Consider the following 16,164-nt stretch of genomic DNA (forward strand, 5'->3'; position numbering starts at 1 on the left):
AACCTACGTCCAGAACTGCGCGGCTTCGATGATATTCCGATATGCCCAAGGGTACACGTCGGAGTACCAACCCGTTTCCGGCACGAAGCACAGCAGCGTGCTGTACAGCACCGAAACGGCCACGAGCACGAGCAGCACCTTCATGAGCAGGTTCTGCGCGGTGGAACCCGGTTTCAAGTTCTCGTTCACGATGAACACGAGCAGCACCACCGCCGCCAGGAACATGAAGCTGAAGTCGGCGAAGTACCGTTGCAGGATGCCGGCCATCTCCGCGTCGGCGAGCGCCACGATGACGCCGCCCAGCAGCAGCACGATGATGACGCCCGCGATGGTGCGGGTGGAGCGCTGGTTGATGCGCAGCTTGAGGATGCGACGCGCGAACGGCAGCACCCACAGCACCGGCAGGCACGCGAAGATGCCGCCGAAGGTGACTTCCTTGATGGTCTGCCCCATGTACGTGGTGTCGAACGGGGCCGGCTGCAGGTACGGGAACACGCCCGTCGCGCTCGGCGGCTGCAGGAAGTACGCGAACAGCGCCGGGGCCAGGCGGCCGACGTTCCAGCCGCGCTTCGTCATGTCGTTCACCGTGAGGTTGTAGTTCGCGCCAAAGTCCGTGAACGAGCCGAAGCGCGCGTGGTTGTACGCCATCAGCCCCGCGGCCACCACGAGGTAGGGCGCGATCAGGCAGCCAAACTCGCGCGCGCCGCGCGGCGTGAGCAGCCGGCGCTTCGTGATGTACGTGCGCCAGAACAGCGGGAAGGCCAGCAGCGACAGCACGAGCAGCTGCGGACGGCAGCCCGCCACGAGCGCCATGCACAGCGACCCCGCGAGGTACCACTTCTCGGGCCCCGCCGAGGCGCGCCCCTTCATCCAGAAGTACAGGCCCCACACCGAGAACGCCAGGCCCAGCGCGATGGGCAGCGAGTAGAACGTCGGGAACTTCAGAAGGTACAGCACGCCGCAGCACATGACGAGCGGTATCTGCAGCAGCAGGTACAGCCCCAGGCTCACCCGCTTGAAGTGGTAGCGCGCGAACCGGTCCAGCAGCGCCGAGCATCCCAGCACGAAGGCCACCACCGCGATGAGCACGCCGATGGCCGTGGGGAAGTTCGCGCCCGTGAGCAGGTAGAACGGCAGGTAGAACAGGATGACCGGCACCACGCCGAAGTACACGTAGTAGTGCCCCTCGTAGTACGCCACGTCGAAGAGGTAGGACTCCCCCGTCTCCTTCTGCATCTCGTCGCGCGCGCCCTTGTCGTAGGGGTCGTTGGAGTCCTGCAGCCACTGCGGCGGCTCCTCCTCCAGGTACAGCTGCCCGTGCGCCATGGCCTTCGCAAGCTCCGCGTACTGCTGCGCGTTGTCGCCGCCCACCTCGAACGTGTTGATGAGGCTCTTGCCGTCCCACGAGCCGCTGTTGTAGCTTTGCGTGGCGACGCCCACGAGGTTCGACCCCAGGAACATGAACGAGCTGAGCAGGCACACCTCGATGGCCACCGTGGCGATGATGGCGGCCTTCGACTTGCGCGGCTCGCTGACGATGCCGATGCGGTAGATGGCGGAGCGCGGGCGGAACGCGAACACGAGCGCCAGCAGCCCCACGCAGACGAAGAAGCGCGTCGTGTTGAAGTCGAACGGGTGGTGTGCGTTGATGCACACGTCGCTCAGCTTGATGGGATAGCTCACGTCGTCGCCGGTGATCTCGATGCGCAGGTTCTTCACGAGGCCCGTGGTGTTGAGGTTGATGTACTCGCTCTGGTCGCTGAACGTGGACACCCCCACCTCCGGCACGCCCACCGTGTACTCGGTGGAGTCGAAGTACGTGTGGTGCGCGTCGTCGGTGAACTGGATCTTCACCGTCAGCTCCTGCGCGGGCTGCAGGTAGTCGAAATTGAGCCAAACGTTGTGCACCTCGGTGTTGAGGTTCGAGAACTCCAGCACGTGGTTCACCGCGGTCACCTTGTACTGGTCGTCGGTGGTCTCCTGCAAGGTGAGCTTGTCGTTCAGCGAGATGGTGTTGTAGTTCGCCGACGTGAAATAGTTGATGTTGAACAGGAACGTCTCCAGCAGAAGCGAGATCGCCACGATGACGAGCGCGCTCTTGACGAAGTGGATCACCGCCGGGCGGTGCCTGCTCATGAAGCCGGTATAGGCATAGGCTATGTTCTGGCGTACGGTCGGCATAATGGTAAAGAATTATAGATGAAAAAAGGCGGAGGGGGCAGCTCAAGCCCCATCCGCCTTCAAGATTGCGTGCAAAAAGCCGCGCGCGGCGCGCCTTACAGGCCCAGCGCCTGCTTCACGTCGCCGTACACCACGTTCGGGTCGCGGTCGCCGTCGATGGAGACGAGCAGATCGCAGCCGCGGTAGTAGTCGATCAGCGGCGCCGTGGACTTCTCGTACACGTCGAGGCGGTTGCGCACCGTGGCCTCGTTGTCGTCGTCGCGCTGGTACATCTCGCCGCCGCACTTGGGGCACGTCTCGTCGGCTGCCGTGCCGATGTAGTTGCAGTCGCGGCACATGCGGCGCGAGGTGAGGCGCTTGACGATGACCTCGGGGTCCACGTCCACGAGCAGCGCCGCGTCGAGCGGGCGGCCCAGCTTGGACAGCTCGGCGTCGAGCGCGACCGCCTGGGCGGACGTGCGCGGGAAGCCGTCGAGGATGAAGCCCTTCTCGGTATCCGGATCCTGCAGACGCTCGGTGACGAGGCCGATGATGACGTCGTCGGGCACGAGATCGCCCGCGTCCATGTAGGACTTCGCCTTCTGGCCCAACGGCGTGCCGGCCTTCACGGCGGCGCGGAGCATGTCGCCCGTGGAGATATGCGGCGTACCGAACTCTTCGACCAGCTTGGCCGCCTGCGTGCCCTTACCGGCACCCGGCGCCCCCAACAACACGATATTCATGATGGTTCAATCCTTTCGACATACAATCGATGCGCCGTATTGTACCAAAGCCCCGCACCGGAAACTATCGCCGACCCAAAAACACGGAAGACCACCGGAAAACGGAGGGACCTCGACCAGAGGGGGCATTCTCCCTTCTGGCGCGCGATGCGGGCATCCCCGGGAGAATCTTGCGCCAAGAACGAAAGAGGAGGACCCGCAGGCCCTCCCCTTCTTGCACGCTTGTACGGTTCCCTACTTGAAGAAGCCGTCGTAGTTGTGCATCTTCAGCTGGCTTTCCACCTTGTTCATGGTGTCGAGGGCCACGCCGATCATGATGAGGATCGAGGTGCCGCCGAACGCCTGGATGAGCGTGTTGCCGGTGAAGTAGAAGATGATCGTCGGCACGACCGCGATGGCGGCGATGAAGATGCCGCCGGGCAGCGTGACGCGATGCAGCACGTTCTTGATGTACGTCACCGTCGCCGTGCCCGGGCGCACGCCGGGGATGAAGCCGCCCTGCTTGCGCAGGTTGTCGGCCGTCTCCTCCGGGTTGAACACCATGGAGGTGTAGAAGTACGCGAAGAACACGATGAGCACCACCGTGAGGATCCAGTTGACCCAGCCGGTGGAGATGGCGTCGGCCACCGCCGTCAGCCAGTCCACGTTGAACAGGGCCGCCAGCTGCGCCGGGAAGTAGATCAGGCAGCTCGCGAAGATGATCGGGATGACGCCCGCCGCATTCACCTTGAGGGGAATGTAGGTGGACTGGCCTCCCATCATCTTACGACCCTGCACGCGCTTGGCGTAGTTCACCGGGATGCGGCGCTGCGCGCGTTCCACGAAGATGATCGCGGGGATGCAGGCAAGCACCACGATCAGGGTCAGCACCGTGATGGCGATGCCCATGCCCGTGTCCGCCGTCAGGTTCATCGACGAGAAGATGGCGCTCGGCACGCGCGACACGATGCTCACGAAGATGATGAGCGACATGCCGTTGCCGATGCCGCGCTGCGTGATGAGCTCGCCCATCCACATGATGAACGCGGTGCCCGCCACGAGCGTGAACACGACGAGGACGTCGGTGAGAACCTCCGGCACGGCCGTCGAGAACACCACGCCGTACTGCGGCGACTTGAACAGCAGCAGGTAGCCCACGGCGTTGATCAGGCCGAGGCCCAGCGTCAGGTAGCGCGTGATCTGCGTGATCTTGCGACGACCCGTCTCGCCCTCCTTGGCCCAACGGCCGATGGCGGGAATCACGCCCTGCATCAGCTGCATGATGATCGACGCCGTGATGTAGGGCATGATGCCGAGCGAGAACACCGAGAAGTTCGACAGCGCGCCGCCCGTGAACAGGTCGAGCATGGTCATGGACACGCCCGAGTCCTGGAACGAGTTCGCGAACTCGTTGAACGGGATACCGGGCACCGGCACGTACGCGCCGAAACGATACAGCGCGAGGATGGCCAGGGTGAACAAGATCTTCTTGCGCAGCTCCGGTACCTTGAATGCATCGATGATCGAGCTTAGCAAGGCTCTTCGACCTTTCCTCCAGCTGCTTCGATTTTCGTCTTGGCCGAAGCAGACACCTTATCCACCTGCACGGTGAGGGCCTTCGTGATCTCGCCGTCGCCGAGCACCTTCACGAGCGCGTCCTCATGCTTGATGACGCCCTTGGCCTTGAGGCTCTCGCCGTTCACCACGTCGCCGGCCTCGAAGAGCTCCTCGAGACGCTTCACGTTGACGGGCAGGTACTCCACGTGGTTGATGTTCTTGAAGCCCGGGAGCTTGGGGAGACGACGAGCGAGCGGCGTCTGGCCACCCTCGAAGCCGGCACCCTTGCCGCCACCAGCGCGCGACTTCTGACCGTTCATGCCACGGCCGGCCGTCTTGCCGGTGCCGGACGCGGGACCGCGACCCACGCGCTTGCGGGGCTTGCGCGAACCTTCAGCCGGCTTGAGATCCTTGAGTTCCATGTTGTGATTCTCCTTCTTTTCGCTGTCCGGGACGCATCCCGGCGCTGGCAGCTCGCCGCCAGCAAACTTCCGTAAATCGACCATCGGCGCGCCGTTGCGGCACGCCGATGAATCATTATATCTTACTTGCTATAAAGCAAAAGCCTAGATTTCCTCGACCTTGACAAGGTGCTTCACCTTGAAGATCATGCCGCGGACGGACTCGTTGTCCACCTGGTCCACGGTGCGGTTGATCTTGCCGAGACCCAGGGCGCGCAGCGTCTTGCCCTGATCCTCCTTGTAGCCGATGGAGCTCTTCACCTGGGTGATGCGCAGCGTCTTCTTTGCGTCAGCCATTAGTTCTTCTCCTTCCAGCCGTAGATCTGAGCGACGGACAGACCGCGGCGCTCCGCGACCTGCTCGGGGCTCTCCATGCTCTTGAGGCCCTCGGCGGTGGCCTTGACCACGTTCATCACGTTGTCGGTGCCGAGCGACTTCGCGAAGCAGTCGGTCACGCCGGCGAGCTCCATGACCGCACGGGCCGCGCCGCCGGCGATAACGCCGGTACCGGGCGTAGCCGGCTTGATGAGCACGCGGCCGGCGCCGTACTCGCCGATGATCTCATGCGGCAGCGTCTTCTCGGCCGTCAGCGGCACGCTGAACATGTTCTTCTTCGCGTCCTCGACGCCCTTCTTGATGGCGATCGGCACTTCCTGGGACTTGCCCATGCCCACGCCGACGCGGCCGTTGCCGTCGCCGACCACCACGAGCGCGGTAAGCGCGAAGCGGCGGCCGCCCTTGACGACCTTGGACACGCGGTTGATGTAGACGACGCGTTCCTGAAGCTCGGGGACCGCGGCGTTGTCTTGTTTGTTACGAGCCATAGACCTTAACCCCTTCTAGAATTTCAAGCCTGCTTCGCGAGCAGCATCGGCCAAAGCCTTGATGCGCCCGTGATACAGGTTGCCGCCACGGTCGAACACGACTTCCGTGACACCGGATTCCTGCGCCTTCTTGCCCACGATCTCGCCGAGCGCGGCAGCGCCCTCGACGGTCGCGCCGTTCTTGCCCGTAGCCTTGAAGTCCGGGCCGAGCGTGGAAACGCCGCAGATCGTCTTTCCGGCGACGTCGTCGATCACCTGCACGTACAGGTTGGAGTTGCTGCGCGTGACGCACACGCGGGGACGGGCCGCCGTACCGGCGATCTTTCCGCGAACGCGACGATGGCGACGAGCCAGCGCAGCTTGCTTTTTCTGAAGCTTGTTCATGATAATCCCTTCGATCTCAATCGTTCGCGGCTACGCTTAGTCGCCCTTAGCGGCCTTGCCGAGCTTACGGCGCACGAGCTCGCCCTCGTAGCGGATGCCCTTGCCCTTGTACGGCTCAGGCTTGCGCCACTTGCGGATATTGGCGGCCACCTGGCCGACCTGCTCCTTGCTCGGGCCGGACACGATGATCTCGGTCTGGCTCGGGACTTCGAACGTGATGTTCTCGGGGGCTTCGATGGAAACCGGATGCGAGAAGCCGAGCTGCAGCTCCAGGTCCTTGCCCTTGAGCGCGGCACGGTAGCCGACGCCGACGAGCTGGAGCTTCTTGGTGAAGCCCGTGGACACGCCTTCCACCATGTTGGCGATGAGCGTGCGCACGAGGCCGTGGTAGGCCTTCGCCTCGCGGGTGTCGTCCGGACGCTCGACGATGACGTCGTCGCCCTCGCGCTTGATGATCATGATGGAGGGGAAGCTGCGCGTGAGCTCGCCCTTCGGGCCCTTCACCGTCACGGTGTTGCCGTCGATGGTCACATCGACGCCGGCAGGAACGGTGACGGGCTGTTTGCCGATACGAGACATATCAAACCTCCCTTTCCTACCAGATGTAGGCGATGACTTCGCCGCCAACGCCCTTTTTGCGGGCGTCGCGATCGGTCATCACGCCGTTGCTCGTCGAAATGATCGCCGTGCCGAGGCCGCCGAGCACGCGAGGCAGCTCGTCCTTGCCCGCGTAGATACGCAGGCCGGGCTTCGAGATGCGCTTGATGCCGCGGATCGTCTTGGCCTTCTTGTCGCCGTACTTCAACGTGATCTCGAGCGTAGCGCGCGGCTCGCCCTCGACGACGTCGTAGCCCTGGACATAGCCCTCTTCCTGCATGATGCGGGCTATCTCGACAAGTTTCTTGCTCGACGGCATGGAAACCGTCGGCTTGCCGGCAGAGTTAGCGTTACGCACGCGCGTAAGCATATCTGCAATGGGGTCGGTCATGGTCATAGTGATTTTCTCCTTTGGTCCGTGATGAGCCTAGCGGTTCGGTTCGTCGGCGCCCATAACGCCTCCGCCTGAACCGTGGCACACCCGAGCGTAGTCCGTCGTAGCGCCTACCACGACGCCTTGGTCACGCCGGGCAGTTCGCCTTTGTTGGCCAACTCGCGCAAGCAGATACGGCACAGGCCGAACTTGCGGTAGTAGGCGCGGGGACGTCCGCAGCGCGTGCAGCGGTTATGCTGACGCGTCGAGAACTTCGGCTCGCGCTTGGCCTTGGCGACCATCGATTTCTTAGCCATGCAAATCCTTCTTTCTTATATCCAGCCCGTCCGATCATCCGGACGGGCTCGAGTGCACTTGCAGCGCAGGCTGCCAGCGACAGCCTTGGGTGGGGTTTCGCGGCTGTTATTCCTTGTCCTTGAACGGGAAGCCCAGCGCATCGAGCAGTGCGAACGCGCTGTCGTTGTCCTGCGCGGACGTCACGAACGTGATGTCCATGCCGCGCGTGCGATCGATCTTGTCGTAGTCGATCTCCGAGAAGATGAGCTGCTCGGTCACGCCCATGGTGTAGTTGCCACGGCCGTCGAAGCTGGTCGGCGAGATGCCGCGGAAGTCACGCACGCGGGGAAGCGCGGTGGCCAGCAGGCGGTCGAGGAACTCCCACATGCGGTCGCCGCGGAGGGTGACCTTGCAGCCGATGGGCTGGCCTTCGCGCACGTGGAAACCGGCGATGGACTTCTTGGCACGCGTGACGCAGGGCTGCTGGCCCGTGATGATGCGCAGGTCGCCCATGGCGGCGTCGAGCAGCTTGTGGTCGGCCGCAGCGGCGCCCACGCCCATGTTGACGACGATCTTCTCAAGACGCGGAACCTTGTTCACGTTATCGAGGCCCAGTTCCTTCTCGAGCTTGGCCACGATCTCGTTGGTGTACTTTTCCTTCAAGCGAGGAGCAGTCATATGTCCTTAATCCTTTCGATGAATTAAACGCAGGATTTCCGACCCTGCGTCCCCAACCGGCCTTGTGGCCAGCGGGGGTCATTGCTCGAAGGGGCACGCCGCCGAAGCGCCGCGCCACCTTCGCAAACTAGGCGATGTCCTTGCCGCACTTCTTGCAGACGCGGACCTTCTTGCCGTTCTCGTCGCGCTTGTTGCTCACGCGCGTGGGCTGCTTGCAGCTCGGGCACACCAGCATCACGTTCGACACGTGGATGGGAGCCTCGACCGAAGAGATGCCGCCCTGCGGGTTCTGCTGCGTGGGACGCAGCGCCTTCTTGACGACGTTGACCTTCTCGACCACGACGCGTTCCTTCTGGGGAAGGGCATGCAGGACCACGCCCTCCTTGCCCTTGTCCTTGCCGGACAGGACCTTCACCTTATCGCCCTTTTTGATGTTCATGCTATTCATTGCGCAACACCTCCTTAGAGCGTTTCCGGTGCCAGGGACACGATCTTCATGTACTTCTTGTCGCGCAGCTCGCGGGCGACGGGCCCGAAGATACGCGTGCCGCGCGGCGCGCCGTTCGTGTCGATCAGGACGGCTGCGTTCTGATCGAACTTGATGTAGCTGCCGTCGGGACGACGAACTTCCTTCTTCACGCGCACGACCACGCAGCGGACGACATCGCCCTTCTTCACGTTGGTGTTCGGCGCGGCTTCTTTAACGCTGCAGATGATGACATCGCCCAGTCCCGCGTAGCGGCGCTTGGAGCCGCCCAGGACCTTGATGCACTGCACCTTGCGAGCGCCGGAGTTATCGGCCACTGCGAGCATGGTTTGCATCTGAATCATTGCTTCAACCTAACTTTCATCTCGATAGTCTCTCGCGATAAACGCGCGGGACTACTGGGCCTTCTCGACGATCTTGACGAGGCGCCAGCGCTTCATCTTCGACAGCGGACGCGTTTCCATGATCTGAACGGTGTCGCCGAGGCCGGCTTCGTTGTTCTCGTCATGGGCATGGAACTTCTTCGTCGTCGTCATCATCTTGCCATACACCGGATGCGGCTTGCGCTCCTTGACTTGCACGACGCAGGTCTTGTCGTTGACGGCGCTCACGACGACGCCCTGACGGACCTTGCGGGAGTTACGATCTTCGCTCATGGGTACTCTACCTTCCTGACGAGCTAAGCGCTCAGCTCGCGGGCGCGCATCTCGGTCTGAATACGCGCGATGTCCTTTTTGACCTGCTTCACGCGGGCGGTGTTGTCAAGCTGGCTCGTGGCCATCTGGAAGCGCAGGTTGAAAAGCTCCGCGCGCGCTTCCTTGAGTTTCGCCTGCAAATCGTCGGCAGACAGCTCACGGATCTCTGCTGCTTTCATTTATTCCTGCCCTTCCGTTTCACGAGAAACAATCTTGCACTTGATGGGCAACTTGTTGATGGCGAGACGGAGCGCTTCCTTAGCGGTCTCCTCGTCGACGCCACCGATCTCGAACATGATGCGGCCGGGCTTGACGACCGCGACCCACGCCTCGGGATTGCCCTTGCCGGAACCCATGCGGGTCTCGGCAGGCTTCTGCGTGATGGGCTTGTCCGGGAAGATCGTAATCCACACCTTACCGCCACGCTTCATGTAGCGGGTCATGGCGATACGGGCTGCCTCAATCTGACGGTTGGTGATCCATGCGGCTTCGAGCGCCTGGATGCCATATTCGCCGTGGTTCAACCGGGTGCCGCCTTTGGCCTTGCCCTTCATGGAACCACGCTGCACCTTGCGGTGCTTAACGCGCTTAGGTACGAGCATTTACTTTGCCCTCCTATCGTTACGATCGTTGCGACGGGGACGGCTGGGACGAGAGCTGCCCTCGAGCGCCGGCTGGGGAGCCTTCTGGCCGGGGAGCACTTCGCCGTGGTACACCCACACCTGCACGCCGATGGAGCCCATCGTCGTGGCAGCCGTGGCGAAACCGTAGTCGATCTTGGCGCGCAGCGTGTGCAGCGGCACGCGACCCTCGCGATACCACTCGCGACGGCTCATCTCGGCACCGCCGAGACGACCGGAGCACTGGATACGGATGCCCTTGGCACCGCTCTTGCGGGCGGACTGGACAGCCTTGCGCATGGCGCGACGGAAGGCGACGCGGCCCTCGAGCTGCTCGGCGACGGACTGCGCGATGAGCGCGGCGTCGAGCTCGGGGCGCTTGACCTCGACGACCTCGATGGACACGGGGCCGTTGGCGACCTTCTCGAGCTTCTTGCGCAGCGAGTCGATCTCGGCGCCCTTCTTGCCGATCACGACGCCCGGGCGGGCGGTGGTCACGATGATCTTGATCTTGTCGCCAGCGCGCTCGATCTCGACCTTGGAGACGGCGGCACGGGCGAGCTGCTTGTCCAAAAACTTCCTGATGGCCAAGTCGTTTGCCAGGTTCTTGGCATAGTCTTTGTCGGCATACCAGCGGCTACGCCATTCCTCGGTGATGCCGAGGCGGAACCCGGTGGGGCTTACTTTCTGACCCATGCGGCTTATGCCTCCTCTCGCGGTGCGACGATGATGGTGATATGGCTCGTGCGCTTGCGGATGCGCGAAGCGGAGCCCTTGGCGCGCGGACGGATGCGCTTGAGCGTGGGGCCTTCGTCGGCGAAGGCCGTCTTCACGACGAGCGTTTCCGGACGCACATGGTGCAGGTTCTCGGCGTTGGCCACAGCGGAGTTCAGCGTCTTGGCGACGACCTCGGCGATGGCGCGGTCGGAGAACTGCAGGATCTCGCGAGCGGCGGGCACGGACTTGCCACGAATCAGATCGATGACGATGCGCGCCTTGCGGGGCGAAACGCGGACGTAGCGTGCGATTGCTTTAGCTTCCATTGTTTTCACCCCTTCTTATCTCTTCTTGCCCTTGTCGGCGGAATGACCCTTGAACGTGCGGGTCGGGGCGAATTCGCCCAGCTTGTGGCCGACCATGGATTCCGTAACGTATACCGGCACGTGCTTGCGGCCATCGTGCACGGCGATGGTGTGACCCACCATTTCCGGGAAGATGGTGCTCGAGCGCGACCAGGTCTTCACGACGTTCTTCTCGCCCGCCGCATTCATCTTCTCGATACGATCAAGAAGGCGCGGTTCAACGAAAGGACCCTTCTTCAAACTTCTACTCACTATTACTCCTTAACGCTTTGCGCTACTTCTTGCGACGGCGGATGATCAAGCGGCTCGAAGCCTTCTTGGGATTGCGGGTGCGATGGCCCTTCGTGGGAACGCCCCACGGGGTGACCGGGTGACGACCAGCGGACTTGTTCTTGCCCTCGCCGCCGCCGTGCGGGTGGTCGACCGGGTTCATGACGGTACCGCGAACGCTGGGGCGGATGCCCTTCCAACGGTTGCGACCGGCCTTGCCGATCTTGATGTTGGAGTGCTCGGCGTTGCCGACCTCGCCCACCGTCGCGCGGCACGTGATGAGCACGCGGCGCATTTCGGAGGAAGGCATGCGCAGGATGGCGTAGTCGCCCTCCTTGCCCATGAGCTGGATGCTCGTGCCGGCGGAACGGGCGATAGCGGCGCCCTTGCCCGGCTGCAGCTCCACCGCGTGGATGAGCGTGCCGACGGGGATGTTGGCCAACGGCAGGGCGTTGCCCGGCTTGATGTCGGCCTCGACACCGCTCATGACGGTATCGCCCACGCGGAGGCCCTTCGGATGAAGGATGTAGCGCTTCTCGCCGTCAACGTAGTTGAGCAGGGCGATGCGGGCGCTGCGGTTCGGGTCGTACTCGATCGTCGCCACCTTCGCGGGGACGCCGTCCTTGTTGCGCTTGAAGTCGATGATGCGGTAACGGCGCTTGTTGCCACCGCCCTGGTGACGGGTGGTGATGCGGCCGTTGTTGTTGCGCCCTGCCTTGTTGGACAGCGGCGCAAGCAGCGACTTCTCCGGCTTCGACGTCGTGATCTCGGCAAAGTCCGAGACCGTCTGGAAGCGTCGGCCGGGGCTGGTCGGCTTGTACTGTTTGACTCCCATTGCTTTCCTTTCTGCGGATTCTCGCTCGCACGCCTCTCCGTACACCGAGAATCCTTCGTCTCTTCGTGGCTCCGATTGCCGCCGGTGTACCTCAGGGAGGCTGGGTACGTGCGACTCCGGTTGCCACGCGTCCGGGTGTATCCATCAAAGTCCAGACGCAACCGAGAATTATACGCAGAAAACGCCTTGTATTCAAGAAGCAATTTCACAGACACAACCTGCGCACAAGTGCTCCACGGGCGGGCGGGGCCCTCCCCGCTTCCCGGTTTCGTTCAAAACGCGCCTTCGCGCCCCCCGCCGCCGTCAATACCATGATACTATTGCTCATAGTTGATCGGATGCGCGGAAAGGATGCGTGATGCGCGACGAGATTCTCGTGAACGTCCTGCTTCCCGCCACGCGCGAAGCCTACGACCTCTGGGTGCCCTCCGCGCTGACCGTGCGCGAGGCGAGCCTGCTCATCGCCCGCGCGCTGGCCTCCCGCGCGCCCGCCCGGCCCGACGTCGTGCGCGGCAACGCGCTCATGTCCGAGGACACGGGCTCGCTCATCGACCCCAGCCGCGTCATCGGCGACATCGGCCTTCCCCACCGCGCCCGCCTCGTGCTCGTGTAACCGCCCGCGCAGCAGGCGATTCAACCGCGAAGACAACCTCTCCCCGTGTCGAATACGCGCGCTTGGAGCGCCCGAAGGTGGGGTACAATGAGCGCAGTGCGCTTGGGGCGCATCGGGGAAGTTGCGAGAAAGCGTGAACGGCGGACACTATGGCATGGAACGTCTCGGCGGAAATGATCGCCTTCATCATCGTGCTCATCATCTCGGTGTACTCGCGCAAAAGCCACGCGGTGCCGTCGCGCAAGAACCTGCTGTTCCGCCTCTGCCTCATCACCACGCTGGGCGCCATCGGCACCAACCTGGCCTCCACGCTCATGATCGCCTACGCGCCCGCGGAGCTGCTGCCCCTCACCTGGCTCGTGACGGCCGTCTACTTCGTGCTCACCCCGCTGCTGGGAACCGTGTACTTCTACTACGCCGTCGCCGTGGTCGGCGAGGCCAGCTCGGTGGGACGCTGGCAGATCGCCGTGAGCGCCGTCCCCTGCGTGCTGTACTTCCTCTGCGTCATCGCGAACTTCGCCACGAACTGCCTGTTCTGGTTCGACGATGCGGGCGGCTACCACCAGGGGCCGCTCATCCTGACCACGTACCTCGTGTTCTACTTCTACTGCATCGCGTGCTTCGCGCTCGTCGTGTTCACGCGCTCGCCCATCGACCCGGCCATCAAGCGCATCCTGGCCGTGTTCCCGCTCGTGGCCGTGGCCGTCATCGCCGTGCAGCAGGTGTTCCCCTCCTACTTGCTGTCGGGCTCGGCCGCGGCGTGCTCGCTGCTGATCATCTACCTGTACCTGCAGAACAAGCGCCTGTCGGTGGACCTGCTGACCGGCGCGCCGAACCGCCAGGAGTTCCTGTCCATGGTGGCGCTCATGCACGACAAGCAGCGGCCGTTCACCACGCTGCTCGTGTCGCTGTCCAACTTCAAGTTCATCAACGACAAGTTCGGGCACGACAACGGCGACCGCTTCCTGCGCGAGTTCGCGCAGTTCCTCGAGACGCTCGGGCCCACCGTGCGCCTGTACCGCTACAGCGGCGACCAGTTCGCGCTGCTCATGGACGAGGAGGAGGTGCAGGGCAACCCGGACCACGACGTGGACGCGGTGCTGGATGCGCTGCATGAGCGGCTGGAGCAGCCCTGGACCATCGGCGGCTACTCCTACACGATGACGGCCGCCATCGGCGTGGTGTCGTACCCCGCCATCGCCCACACCCCCGCCGACGTGGTGACCGCGCTCGAATACACCGCCGCGAAGGCGAAGCGGCTCGAATCGGGGTCGTCGTGCATCTGCACGCCCGCCATCATGGACGCCATCAACCGGCGCAGCACCATCGCCGACATCGTGCGCGAGGCGGTGGCCGACAACAGCCTGACCGTGCACTACCAGCCTATCTGGTCCGAGAAGGCGGGCGCGTTCGTCACCGCCGAGGCGCTGTGCCGCGTGTACGACGAGCAGCTGGGACCCATCCCGCCCGACGAGTTCATCCCCATCGCCGAGGAGACCGGCATCATCCCCGAGCTCACCTACGAGGTGCTCGATCGGGCGTGCGCGTTCGTGCGGGCCTACTGCGACGAGCATCCGGGCACCGCGTTCCGCGGCGTGTCGGTGAACCTCTCGTCGGTGCAGTTCGTGCAGAACGACCTGGCGGAAAGGGTGCTGGCCATCGTGGAGCGCCACGGCATCCCCGCGTCGTACCTGCGCATCGAGATCACCGAGAGCGCCATCATCGCGAACCCCGAGGCCGTGCGCACGTTCATGACCCGCATGAGCGAGGAGGGCGTGCGCTTCTACCTCGACGATTTCGGCACGGGCTATTCCAACCTGTCCACGGTTCTCAACCTGCCGTTCGACGTGGTGAAGATCGACAAGAGCATCCTGTGGTCGGCCACGGCCGGAAGCGACAACGCGGCGTTCCTGCCGTACCTCATCGCGTGCTTCTCGTCCATCGGCTCCGAGGCGCTGTCGGAGGGCGTGGAGACCGAGGAGCAGCGCGCCTACCTCAACCACTGCGGCTGCGACCTCATGCAGGGCTACCTGTTCTCGCGGCCGCTGCCGCCCGAGGATGCGGCGGCCGTCATCGCGGCGAGCGAGCGCTCCTAGAGACGCTTCGCTTCGCAATGACGAAGAAGAAGGGGGAACCGGCCGAAGCCGATTCCCCCTTCTCGTTTCTCGCTGCCTGCGGCGCTTACTGCTGCGGCGCCGGCTCCTTCGGGTCCTCCACGGTGACCGTGGCGTGGTCGAGCAGCCACTGGTTCGCCTTCATGCGCTCGGCGGCCTCGCGCAGGGCGAACCCGCGCCCGTTCTCCTGCATCTCGCGCTTCACGGCGTCCGGGTTCTGCGGGTTCATCGAGCGGCAGGCCGCGTCGATGTCCTCGTCGGCGAGCGTGAGCTTCTCGTGGCGGAACAGCGCGTCGAGCGCGTAGCCCTGAACGAGCATCTCGCGGGTCTGCATCATCATGAGCATGCCGAACTGCTGCTCGCCGCCCTGGCTCTGCACGAACTGCTCGAACGGGATGCCCTGCTGCTGCAGCTGGCCGCGCAGGTTGGACACGAGCGTCTTCTGCATGGCCTCGTACACCTCGTCCTGGATGCGCCCCTGGAAGCGCTTGGCAAGCTCGGAGGCGGCCACCTGCAGCTTGTACGCCTCGTACTGCGCGCGGCGGTCGGCCGTCAAGCGCTCGGCGATGCCGCCGCGCAGCGCGGCCGCGTCGCGGTACATGGGCAGGTTCTTCGCCACCCACTCGTCGTCGATGGCGGGGACGACCTTCTTCTGCATCTCCTTGACGGTGACGGTGCAGTCGATGGTGTCGCCCTTGGCATCGCCTTCGGCGCCCATGCCCGGCAGGTCGAACGAGAACGACTTCGTCTCGCCCACGTTCATGCCGATGAGGTGCTTCTCGAAGTCCTCGGGCATGAGGCCCATGCCGGTGAGGTACGTGCGTCCCTCGGTGGACAGGTTGTCCATCTTCTCGCCGTTCTGGGAGGCGTCGAGGGCCAGCAGGAAGCCGTCGCCGCTCTGCACCGGGTGCGGCTCGTCCGACACGAACTCGGCGTAGCTCTCGGCGATCTGGGCGATCTGGGCATCCACCTCGGCCTGCTCCACCTCGAACGGCGGCACGGTGATGGACACGGGCTCGTAGGACGTCAGCTCGTAGTCGGGCTTCGGCGCGACGCGCAGCTCGAACGAGAACGTCTGGCCGCGCTTGAGCGGGCCGTCGGCCTTCGGCTGAGCCGGGAACGCCGGCGTTATGTTGCGCTTGTCGATGGCGAACGGCACGAGGTACTCCACGGCCTGCTGCTGCACGACGGCGTCGAGGTCCTTGATGCCCAGCTGCTTCTCCACGGCCTGCTCGACGGACATGCCCGGCGTGGGCTGGATGCCCATCTGCTGGGCGAACCCGTACTGGGCCACCGTGAGGGCGTGGCTGACCTCGGCGGTGGATGCGACGGCTTCCAGCAGAATCTGGCCGTCGTCGAGCTTCTTTTCGGTTACCTTCATAAGGCGTCCCCTTC

General features: G+C 63.9%; 23 protein-coding genes. 2 read left to right on the top strand and 21 right to left on the bottom strand.

The features are described 5' to 3' along the window. Positions 1-3: 3 nt before the first annotated feature. The 20 genes from H8S61_RS11790 to rplB form a co-directional block, all read right to left on the bottom strand. A complete protein-coding gene (locus H8S61_RS11790) occupies positions 4-2,181 on the bottom strand; it encodes a glycosyltransferase family protein (protein ID WP_186939124.1) in 2,178 nt (725 codons plus the stop codon). A gap of 95 nt (positions 2,182-2,276) precedes the next feature. Next, complete coding sequence (locus tag H8S61_RS11795; RefSeq protein WP_101723114.1) at positions 2,277-2,903, bottom strand: adenylate kinase; 627 nt, start codon at positions 2,901-2,903, stop codon at positions 2,277-2,279. A 234-nt stretch (positions 2,904-3,137) separates the two neighbouring features. Next, on the bottom strand, positions 3,138-4,418 hold the full coding sequence (secY, locus tag H8S61_RS11800) for a preprotein translocase subunit SecY (protein ID WP_154333793.1): 1,281 nt from the start codon (positions 4,416-4,418) through the stop codon (positions 3,138-3,140). Further along, entirely contained in the window at positions 4,412-4,861 is a 450-nt protein-coding gene (gene rplO, locus H8S61_RS11805; RefSeq protein ID WP_160942740.1) for a 50S ribosomal protein L15, read from the bottom strand. Before rplO ends, secY begins: the two co-directional genes overlap by 7 nt. 144 nt (positions 4,862-5,005) lie before the next feature. After that, positions 5,006-5,197, bottom strand: coding sequence for a 50S ribosomal protein L30 (gene rpmD, locus H8S61_RS11810; protein WP_154333791.1), 192 nt, complete (start codon positions 5,195-5,197; stop codon positions 5,006-5,008). Then, complete coding sequence (gene rpsE, locus H8S61_RS11815) at positions 5,197-5,724, bottom strand: 30S ribosomal protein S5 (protein WP_154333790.1); 528 nt, start codon at positions 5,722-5,724, stop codon at positions 5,197-5,199. The genes rpmD and rpsE overlap by 1 nt, the downstream gene beginning before the upstream one ends. A 15-nt stretch (positions 5,725-5,739) precedes the next feature. Next, the gene (rplR, locus tag H8S61_RS11820; protein ID WP_154333789.1) at positions 5,740-6,108 is read right to left on the bottom strand and encodes a 50S ribosomal protein L18; all 369 of its coding nucleotides are present in this window, start codon (positions 6,106-6,108) and stop codon (positions 5,740-5,742) included. A 36-nt stretch (positions 6,109-6,144) separates the two neighbouring features. Continuing rightward, positions 6,145-6,687: a 50S ribosomal protein L6 gene (rplF, locus tag H8S61_RS11825; protein WP_160942739.1), complete on the bottom strand. Its 543-nt coding sequence runs from the start codon at positions 6,685-6,687 to the stop codon at positions 6,145-6,147. Positions 6,688-6,703: 16 nt separating this feature from the next. Beyond that, the gene (gene rpsH / locus H8S61_RS11830; RefSeq protein ID WP_154333787.1) at positions 6,704-7,102 is read right to left on the bottom strand and encodes a 30S ribosomal protein S8; all 399 of its coding nucleotides are present in this window, start codon (positions 7,100-7,102) and stop codon (positions 6,704-6,706) included. A 107-nt stretch (positions 7,103-7,209) separates the two neighbouring features. Further along, positions 7,210-7,395 (bottom strand): type Z 30S ribosomal protein S14, encoded by a 186-nt coding sequence (locus H8S61_RS11835; RefSeq protein WP_101723122.1) that lies wholly within the window; start codon positions 7,393-7,395, stop codon positions 7,210-7,212. 106 nt (positions 7,396-7,501) lie between these two features. Continuing rightward, entirely contained in the window at positions 7,502-8,053 is a 552-nt protein-coding gene (rplE, locus tag H8S61_RS11840) for a 50S ribosomal protein L5 (RefSeq protein WP_154333786.1), read from the bottom strand. A gap of 127 nt (positions 8,054-8,180) precedes the next feature. After that, complete coding sequence (gene rplX, locus H8S61_RS11845) at positions 8,181-8,501, bottom strand: 50S ribosomal protein L24 (RefSeq protein ID WP_154333785.1); 321 nt, start codon at positions 8,499-8,501, stop codon at positions 8,181-8,183. A 14-nt stretch (positions 8,502-8,515) separates the two neighbouring features. Continuing rightward, positions 8,516-8,884 carry a 50S ribosomal protein L14 gene (rplN, locus tag H8S61_RS11850; RefSeq protein WP_101723125.1) on the bottom strand — a complete coding sequence of 123 codons (369 nt, stop codon included), beginning with the start codon at positions 8,882-8,884 and terminating at the stop codon, positions 8,516-8,518. 51 nt (positions 8,885-8,935) lie between these two features. After that, complete coding sequence (gene rpsQ / locus H8S61_RS11855; RefSeq protein WP_101723126.1) at positions 8,936-9,196, bottom strand: 30S ribosomal protein S17; 261 nt, start codon at positions 9,194-9,196, stop codon at positions 8,936-8,938. A gap of 23 nt (positions 9,197-9,219) precedes the next feature. Then, positions 9,220-9,414, bottom strand: coding sequence for a 50S ribosomal protein L29 (gene rpmC / locus H8S61_RS11860; protein ID WP_009306348.1), 195 nt, complete (start codon positions 9,412-9,414; stop codon positions 9,220-9,222). Then, positions 9,415-9,837: a 50S ribosomal protein L16 gene (rplP, locus tag H8S61_RS11865; protein WP_154333784.1), complete on the bottom strand. Its 423-nt coding sequence runs from the start codon at positions 9,835-9,837 to the stop codon at positions 9,415-9,417. Continuing rightward, positions 9,838-10,551, bottom strand: a complete 714-nt coding sequence (rpsC, locus tag H8S61_RS11870) for a 30S ribosomal protein S3 (RefSeq protein WP_101723128.1) — start codon at positions 10,549-10,551, stop codon at positions 9,838-9,840. A 5-nt stretch (positions 10,552-10,556) separates the two neighbouring features. Beyond that, on the bottom strand, positions 10,557-10,898 hold the full coding sequence (rplV, locus tag H8S61_RS11875; protein ID WP_154333783.1) for a 50S ribosomal protein L22: 342 nt from the start codon (positions 10,896-10,898) through the stop codon (positions 10,557-10,559). Positions 10,899-10,913: 15 nt separating this feature from the next. Further along, positions 10,914-11,189 (bottom strand): 30S ribosomal protein S19, encoded by a 276-nt coding sequence (gene rpsS, locus H8S61_RS11880; RefSeq protein ID WP_009306352.1) that lies wholly within the window; start codon positions 11,187-11,189, stop codon positions 10,914-10,916. Positions 11,190-11,211: 22 nt separating this feature from the next. Next, positions 11,212-12,042: a 50S ribosomal protein L2 gene (gene rplB / locus H8S61_RS11885; protein WP_154333782.1), complete on the bottom strand. Its 831-nt coding sequence runs from the start codon at positions 12,040-12,042 to the stop codon at positions 11,212-11,214. Between the two features lie 358 nt (positions 12,043-12,400). On the opposite strand from rplB, the gene H8S61_RS11890 reads away from it, so the two are divergent. Beyond that, positions 12,401-12,655: a hypothetical protein gene (locus H8S61_RS11890; protein ID WP_160942738.1), complete on the top strand. Its 255-nt coding sequence runs from the start codon at positions 12,401-12,403 to the stop codon at positions 12,653-12,655. 149 nt (positions 12,656-12,804) lie between these two features. Then, a complete protein-coding gene (locus H8S61_RS11895; RefSeq protein WP_186939125.1) occupies positions 12,805-14,751 on the top strand; it encodes a putative bifunctional diguanylate cyclase/phosphodiesterase in 1,947 nt (648 codons plus the stop codon). Positions 14,752-14,836: 85 nt separating this feature from the next. On the opposite strand, the gene H8S61_RS11900 is transcribed toward H8S61_RS11895, so the two are convergent. Continuing rightward, complete coding sequence (locus tag H8S61_RS11900) at positions 14,837-16,150, bottom strand: trigger factor (RefSeq protein ID WP_186939126.1); 1,314 nt, start codon at positions 16,148-16,150, stop codon at positions 14,837-14,839. Positions 16,151-16,164 lie beyond the last annotated feature (14 nt).

The sequence above is a fragment of the Eggerthella hominis genome (assembly GCF_014287365.1).
In the GTDB taxonomy this organism is placed as follows: Bacteria; Actinomycetota; Coriobacteriia; order Coriobacteriales; family Eggerthellaceae; genus Eggerthella; species Eggerthella guodeyinii.